Origin of the sequence: Rhizobium azibense (genome assembly GCF_004342325.1) — a bacterium.
In the GTDB taxonomy this organism is placed as follows: domain Bacteria; phylum Pseudomonadota; class Alphaproteobacteria; order Rhizobiales; family Rhizobiaceae; genus Rhizobium; species Rhizobium etli_B.
The window spans coordinates 36460-43468 of sequence record NZ_SMBJ01000020.1 but is presented as its reverse complement, the minus strand read 5'-3'; the positions used below and the strand labels follow the sequence as shown (position 1 = coordinate 43468).

Sequence of the window (7009 nt, the reverse complement as noted above, 5' to 3'; positions counted from 1 at the left end):
ACAACCCGGTCGTCGTCGACCTGCGCAATATCTATCCCGTCGCCGAAATCACGCGCCACGGCTTCAGCCACTTTGCCGTCGGCAAGAAGACCGAGCGCGCATAGCGCGCGCCGAAATTTTCACCATTTGGCCCGCCGCTTCGGCCCGTTCAGGCACTGTCGAACGCCGGCGGGCTCAGCATTCTTTCATATACCCGTTTTTCAACGAAGCGACCCAAGCAACTGGCCGGCGTTCAGAGCATCCGCCGTCTTAGCGAACATGCTTCTGAATGCGAAGCTGACAACGGTGCCGAGCTGACGGGAGTAGTCCGAAACATCCTGGTCGACACCTTGGACCTGCGTTGCTTCACCGAGAACTTGCGGCACGTTGGGCCTCACGAAACCGACCCGAGTGACCTGCAGATCCTCGGCTGCGTGACCGATGGAGGCCGTATGCATGAGATCGCGACCCATGGCAGCGGGACCGAAAGCGAATGCCGGCTGGCTGAAAGTTGCAGCTGCGATAGCGAGAACTGGTAGAAGCGTTCTGAGCATGTCTGTCCCCGTTGTGTGACCTAATAGCGGTCGTTCGTCCATGGATAAAGACCCTACACGTGTTCGTTTTCTGCGGTTTTAAGCAGAAAGATCCAATTTTACGGATCAGACGTTTTTTGTTCCATCCCGAGACGATGCTCGCCTACCTGGCCAGCGCAAAGACTGCCCTCGGTCGGGCCGCCACACAAGCCGGATCCTTCGTTGTTAGTAACCTTACTTGGTAAGGCTATGGGAAGCTTTCAATTGAGTTTTACAGAGTTTCGGTATTTCTAGCGCGTGTCGCAATCGCAACGCGATCCACCGGCGCTCCGCACGGTATCACCGCACCCGATGCGGAGCGCTTGTCGGACAACAAAGTATATATTGGGCGGGGCGGCCGACGTCGCCTATGGTATCCGTCCGGCATTTCTTATTCAAATACACGCCGCGAAGAACTTCAATACAGTCAGATATTCATTGCCGTTAACTACGTCACGTCGATATCCTTGAGGTGATCGTTGTCGCACCCGCAGCCAGTGACCGATCATCTCTGATATCGCAGTGTAAAACACCTTGCGCCAGGTGACCGACGCTGTGCGAGACCGCGCGACAACCTCAGCAAAGTCGCTGGTGCGTATTCCCGGTAACGACTGCAGCATTGCTCGCGATCCAGGCAAATGCCGTCGAAATCGTCATCCTGGACCGTTCTGCCGTCGACCTTAAGGATGTAAGCGACGAAACCAGGATGATGACCCGCGCAAAGCCCTGGCAATCCGTCTGCAACGAGTCCGCACCCGATCTTGACGTTCGCAGCAGATAGTTTTCGCTATAGGATCGCGAGAACGACGACCCGGGGCGGTCTTCATGTCAGTTTGTCACCGGACACTTGCTGTGAAAGTCGTGTCCACACTGCTCTCATATAACCAGGTTCCGGCGGCTATAATTGCGACCCAGAGGCCCACGGACACGGTAGCGGCAGCCAACAATGCTTTCAGCCTGAGTGTCATCTGATCACCTTCTCCTGGACCTTTGCCTGCGGAAGACTAGGTGCCGATATACTAGCAAAGCGTTGACGATGCGGCGTAATAGCGGGCGAAGTTAATTGCGGGTAAATGCCGGTTGAAAAACAATGCACGAATAGAGTTCCATCGCATCGATCCGTGGCGACCACAGAAAGAAAGAGGACGGCCGCGGCCACGGTATATGGGAGGCTATGCCCCTGCCCCACATCGCTGCCCGAGACAACAAATATGCTTGAAGCCCGATTTCCTGATTCTGCCGGATGGACTTTGCCCCTGCGAGACTAGCAAATGATGATCAGACTACTGTTTATGGTCCATCCTTAGAATCACCCAAAAATGGCCAAGGAAAGCCCGCCGGGATCCGATCGCGAGCCCCGTGGTTACGACCATCCAAGCAACCCATCTGGGTCTGCTCCTCCATTACGCCTTAGTTCGGAACCTGATATGGACGCCTGTGCCGCGCTGACCTCCACCACGGCCGAAATGACCCTTAACGTGTACCAGCCGTGAAACTATAATCGGTGCCATCGCTCAAAACCCAAAGCGTACCGGAAATCACCCCGCTCCACATCAGGAGCGACAGGGCGAACAGGAGGATCAGATATTTCAATCTTCTTGTCATGGCGTTCAAGCCTAGTCGGATGCGCGATTCGCTTCTCCGCACGGCCGATCTTTCGGTCAATATACAGTTAAGTCTGCACCATAGTAAAACACCACTTGATTGTTTCGCCACTTGGGGGAACAGCAGGCACTTCGCCGAAATCCCCTGAAACATACCTCCAGCCACCTGCGTCACAGAACGCTGCAGGATATCCGTTCGGCACATGGCACGCTCGGCGGCATTGTTAAACTTCTAGCCGAACAGGCTGAGCAAGAACGGAACTGCGCTGTAGTTGGCCTCCACAATCTTACAGGTATCTACACACTGGACGCGCAACTAAAGGTACAGCAGATATTGTTAATGCGAAGTTAATGTCAGTTTGCAAAGCTTTCACGCCGTCATCACACTTCCGGTTCCGAGATCAGCTGTTGTACGCTTTGCGTGAACGCCAAGCCAAGCGCGGCTTTGTGGAACTTTGGCTGGCGATTGTCTGTCTTTGGGGCCGGGGGCGTCATTGCGCAATTGGTAAACAAGCAGACTCGTCGCTGTTAATCGAGAGCGATGTCACATCGGAGGGGCAACAATACATCACAATTTAAGAATCCGCCGTGCCCGTTAACTGCGACAGTCCTTTATAGTTGACAGTTTCTTAAACTTCGTCTTTTGCTGCATTGCGGTGAATTTTTCCGTAACTTGGGGTAATAACATGAACCTTAAATCAATTGCTTTGGCTGCGGTGATTGCTGCATCTAGCATGAGCACAGCTTATGCAGCCACCTCGCCCATTGACGACCTGAAACTGACTTACAAACAAGACGGCGAGTTTTCGACAAGGGTTACGACGGCCCAGAGCTTCTGGAGCGCTTTCGTCACGGCCTTCAACGCGAACGGCTACACGTCGATCTACAACAGCTTCAAAAGCCTCGCCCTCGACATTGATGACTACGATTGGCCATCGATCACCTTCACAGCCAAGAAGTCAGATGGCGCCGTCTCCAACTGGTATGGGGAACTGAACTTTAACACCGCCAATCAGAGTGTTTCTTTCGGAAGCAGCCAGTCTGTTGGTGGTACGGTTCAGGGCAATCCGACTGTCGCCGTTCCTGGCCCAGAAGCTGGCGCCGGCTTGAGCGCCCTGATGATGGGCGGAATGGCAATCTGGATGGTACGCCGCCGCAAGGATCAGGAAGCTCTCGCTGCTTAAGCTTGCCTTGATGATGATTGTAGAGGCCCCTGGAAATGGGGCCTCTTGTCGTCGTTGAAGCTACGCAATGAACCAAGCGAGTTAAAGTTTGGGCGATTGCATTCCGAGTTTCCGTCACTTTTGCCGCACGGGCAGGTAAGGACGTGGCTTTTCTAATCAGATAGAACTATCCCCAGTTCTTGGGCGAACACCCCAAGATTAGTCGGAGTTGGGCCATAGACATTTATTAAAGTGTGTGAATATTAACCGTCTGATAACTACGCCTTCCAAACACGGTAATCAAAAGTCATGAACATCAAACCTTTCGTATTAGCAGCAGCACTCGTCATAACGGCCACGTCCGCGGTAAACGCGGCAACGAACGAAATCAACAACGGCAAATTTGAAAACGACTTCAAAAAATGGACTGAAGTCGGAAGCAATATCGGCACCCTTAACGGCTCCGATGCTGCGGCAATTGGAAGCTCTGGCCTTGGTTCAATTATCCAAGCTTTCTCCATCGCAACTGATGGAATCTATAAGCTCGCCTTTGACTTCGCATCGATAAAGAAGCTGTCCGTCGCAATCACGGACCTCTCGTCGAACACGATCTTGTGGTCTACGAATCTTGCCGCCGGTATCAATGGCTCGTTCTCCAAGAAACTCGATCTCGATGCCGGCACCTATTCCCTGAGCTTCACGAGCAAAAACGCGCTCGTCGACAATGTTTCCCTGAAGGCAACCGCCGTCGCAGTTCCAGGACCCGAGGCAGGCGCAGGCCTGGGCGCGCTCGCCATGGGGGGAGTTGCGTTCTGGATGTCACGTCGCCGTCAGAGCGGTGCCGCGGCTGCTTAATTCGGCTGGCCTCTATTATCAACGACCGATGAGAGGCTCCCTTGCAGAGCCTCTCATCATACAAAACTCCCGGCGCCATATTCTGTCACGAGCGACGCTCGGGCAGCCGCGGGCTTTAATCGACGGTCGGGATCTCGCGCATGCACGATGTGGTAATTCTCAACAAGCTTGAGCGGTCATGTCTTGATAGTTGGCTCACCCGCACAACACGTGGAGATGATTCCGATTGATCGCATCACGATCGAGAACCCATGAGAGAGAAACCAGAAACACTTCAAGTCGATTGTCGCGAATATCGACAGAATTGGACTGAAGCGGCCTATCACCGTCGCTAGAAGGACCGAAAATGGCGAGTCAGGCTATGACCTTATCTGCGGGCAAGGTCGCCTGGAAGCCTTCAAGATGCAGGGCGAAGCGGAGGTGCCTGCATTGGTCGTTGATGCCAATGCCGAGGATTGTCTGGTTGCCAGCCTCGTGGAGGACTGCTCAACTGATCTTCTGCATGACATCGGCGCAATGAAAGGTCGTGGATACGGAGTTCCGGAAATCGCGTCCAAAATCGGCCTTTCTCCGGATTATGTCTATGGTGTCGTTCGCCTCATCGAAAATGATAATCAATTTTTACGGTCAAATGTGCTTCTGCTTCAAAAACGGCAAGGATCGGCTCTTTACGGGCGCCCCCTAAGACGATGCGCAAGCGCTGGTGGGAGCACCCTCACCGGTGAGTGTTACATCGACTATATCCGAAAATATTTCAAACGGCCCGCGGCATAGCAGCGGGACGCCAAACGAGCCCGCGCGAGAAGGCGGTATATCGACAGCGAAAGACCGCCCTACCAGCATTTATTGCGTAACCCTCCTCGATCCCGCCGATCTCAATGACCCCTCAAAAATGAATGGGCCGCCCGCCCGCGTCCCGAGTTTTTCAAATTCAGTCGTCGCAGCAGAAGATAAGCGTTATTGCACGCGAAGTTTACCTTGCGCGCTAACCTTAACATTAAAGTCCAGTTGCAAGCGACTGCAGTATGTCTATTTAACGTCCTAGAGAAATAGTCTTTGGATGAGAACATGACAGAAGTCATTCCAGCAAGTGTCGTTGAAAGGCTCGAGCGCGAGTGGCGGATGGTCGATAGAGACCGGCCGGCGCAGCCGAAGCGCGAAGCAGATCACCAACAGGAATTGACACCGAGACTGAAGATAGGCCGGGTGGACTAGGGCTCGCGCTGGCGACCCGGCACTTCCCGGCCGCGCTCAGAGCGTTGCGCGTCTATCGCCGGCTCGTCTGATATAGCGCGGCAATCAGGATGAGTCTGACCTTAGGTGCAGTCAAGCGGCTGTTTTGCCCATATTGCCGCCGGCGTCATGATCTGTGATCGGTTTTCTATGGAAGAGCGAAGGTGTTTTTCCGTGAAGATTACGTCGGAGGCGTTCCCAACCGGCAAGACTGGACGTGACGGACATCGCCAATGGCCGCTACGTCAACGCGCCGATAAAAAGCCGGAAACTGGCGCTGTGTGGTAGACACAAGCTGTCAAAAATTTCGCCGCTCCCAATGAAAATGGCCCCCGAAGGGGCCAGTCATCGCAGTGCGTTTACTAAGTGGTTAAGTCTTCGTCTCTACGGCGACGCTTCAGCCAAAGCGCTATCCCACCCATGGTGAGAGCGCCGAGCCCCGCGCCGGCTTCCGGGCCTGGAACGGCTTGAACATTTACCGAAGCCACGCCCTGTATGGTCGCTTTTGAAGCTGCGCCACTCCACGCAATTTTGTAATTGCCCGCTGATAGCGACAGGAGAGAGCTGCTGGAGGCCGTTGCTCCATTGCTGGTGGTACCAGTTAGTTGGGCCACAGCATTGTTGAGGGAGTCAAGCAGCGTGGCCGTGATGGTGCCACTCGGGTTGCTACTCGGATTTGAGTGCGGCCCAACGGTTAGGCCAAAATTGTAAGACCCGGCAACCAAAGAAAAGACTTGGCTGAAGAGGTGGTCGAAGCCAGTACCTTTGCTTGCTGTCACCGTGTCGTCGAATGCCGATGCTGTAACTGGCGCCGCGAGCATGAGCATCGCAACGACAGCCAAAAATTTTACTCTCATGGGTCCCCCCCTTTGTACAATTCCACAGATTAGAGCAATGGCATAAGCAGACGTTCTTGTCTATATTCTAAATCGACTATGACCAAAGTTCGTTAATATAACGAGATATTGTAGATCTCCGGGGTCTACACGTATAAATCGGATCCAATTTTGATCTTGCCTTAGTTCTGGATAAATCCTGTGAAATGATTAGAATAGTTGAGTTGCGTACCTCGATTTTACTTAATATTGTACGTTGTAATGGATTGACTAGCAACTGTAGTCGTCAAATTACAATGGCGTTATCCCCGATTAATAAGCCTTGTATTTTGATGGACCGAGCAATTCAAGAACGGAATGTCCTTCTATGGCACTGCGGCATCGCCGCCGACTGGAGCCTTTACAAGACTTAGGACGGCGGACACTCATTCATCAGCGCCGCCGAGGCGCAACCACTGTCGGACCGTCAACGCATTGGCATCCTGGGTGGAGGAAGTCCTTTCCGTGATCGCAGGGGAAACCAAGATGTGGATCGATGTGATCCTAACCAGCGGTCAATCGCTTATTGTTCCAGCTCATCGGAAACATGGCCTCCGAAATGTTGGCTCGGCGATCCTTCGCATACACGCTTCCCTCGCGTCAGCAAGTTCGAGGCAACGTTTGAAGGCTCCCCTGAACCTGTGCGGCGCTGGCTCCCATCGTCAGAGCAGTTGCTGCAAAAGACCTAGCCTAGCCGACAGAGTCAACACCTGATCCTTTGGATGTCA

General features: G+C 53.5%; 7 protein-coding genes and 1 pseudogene. 5 read left to right on the top strand and 3 right to left on the bottom strand.

Features of this window, described 5'->3' with window-relative positions; all coding sequences use genetic code 11:
• Positions 1 to 200 precede the first annotated feature (200 nt).
• A complete protein-coding gene (locus EV130_RS30795; RefSeq protein WP_132662530.1) occupies positions 201 to 533 on the bottom strand; it encodes a hypothetical protein in 333 nt (110 codons plus the stop codon).
• Positions 534 to 2024: 1491 nt separating this feature from the next.
• On the bottom strand, positions 2025 to 2156 hold the full coding sequence (locus EV130_RS33910; protein ID WP_281032215.1) for a hypothetical protein: 132 nt from the start codon (positions 2154 to 2156) through the stop codon (positions 2025 to 2027).
• A gap of 655 nt (positions 2157 to 2811) precedes the next feature.
• On the opposite strand from EV130_RS33910, the gene EV130_RS30790 reads away from it, so the two are divergent.
• The 4 genes and pseudogenes from EV130_RS30790 (at position 2812) to EV130_RS32800 (ending at position 5388) form a co-directional block, all read left to right on the top strand.
• Entirely contained in the window at positions 2812 to 3339 is a 528-nt protein-coding gene (locus tag EV130_RS30790; RefSeq protein WP_132662529.1) for a hypothetical protein, read from the top strand.
• 288 nt (positions 3340 to 3627) lie between these two features.
• The gene (locus EV130_RS30785) at positions 3628 to 4173 is read left to right on the top strand and encodes a hypothetical protein (RefSeq protein WP_132554322.1); all 546 of its coding nucleotides are present in this window, start codon (positions 3628 to 3630) and stop codon (positions 4171 to 4173) included.
• Between the two features lie 276 nt (positions 4174 to 4449).
• Positions 4450 to 4947: pseudogene (locus tag EV130_RS30780) on the top strand (ParB N-terminal domain-containing protein); the annotation flags it as partial.
• Between the two features lie 294 nt (positions 4948 to 5241).
• Positions 5242 to 5388 (top strand): hypothetical protein, encoded by a 147-nt coding sequence (locus EV130_RS32800; RefSeq protein ID WP_165918596.1) that lies wholly within the window; start codon positions 5242 to 5244, stop codon positions 5386 to 5388.
• Between the two features lie 380 nt (positions 5389 to 5768).
• Here the strand turns inward: EV130_RS32800 and EV130_RS30775 are convergent, their stop codons facing one another.
• Positions 5769 to 6263: a hypothetical protein gene (locus EV130_RS30775; protein ID WP_132662528.1), complete on the bottom strand. Its 495-nt coding sequence runs from the start codon at positions 6261 to 6263 to the stop codon at positions 5769 to 5771.
• Positions 6264 to 6599: 336 nt separating this feature from the next.
• Between EV130_RS30775 and EV130_RS34105 the strand changes: the two genes are divergently transcribed.
• Positions 6600 to 6995 carry a cupin domain-containing protein gene (locus tag EV130_RS34105; RefSeq protein ID WP_342635863.1) on the top strand — a complete coding sequence of 132 codons (396 nt, stop codon included), beginning with the start codon at positions 6600 to 6602 and terminating at the stop codon, positions 6993 to 6995.
• The last annotated feature ends 14 nt before the right edge of the window (positions 6996 to 7009 follow it).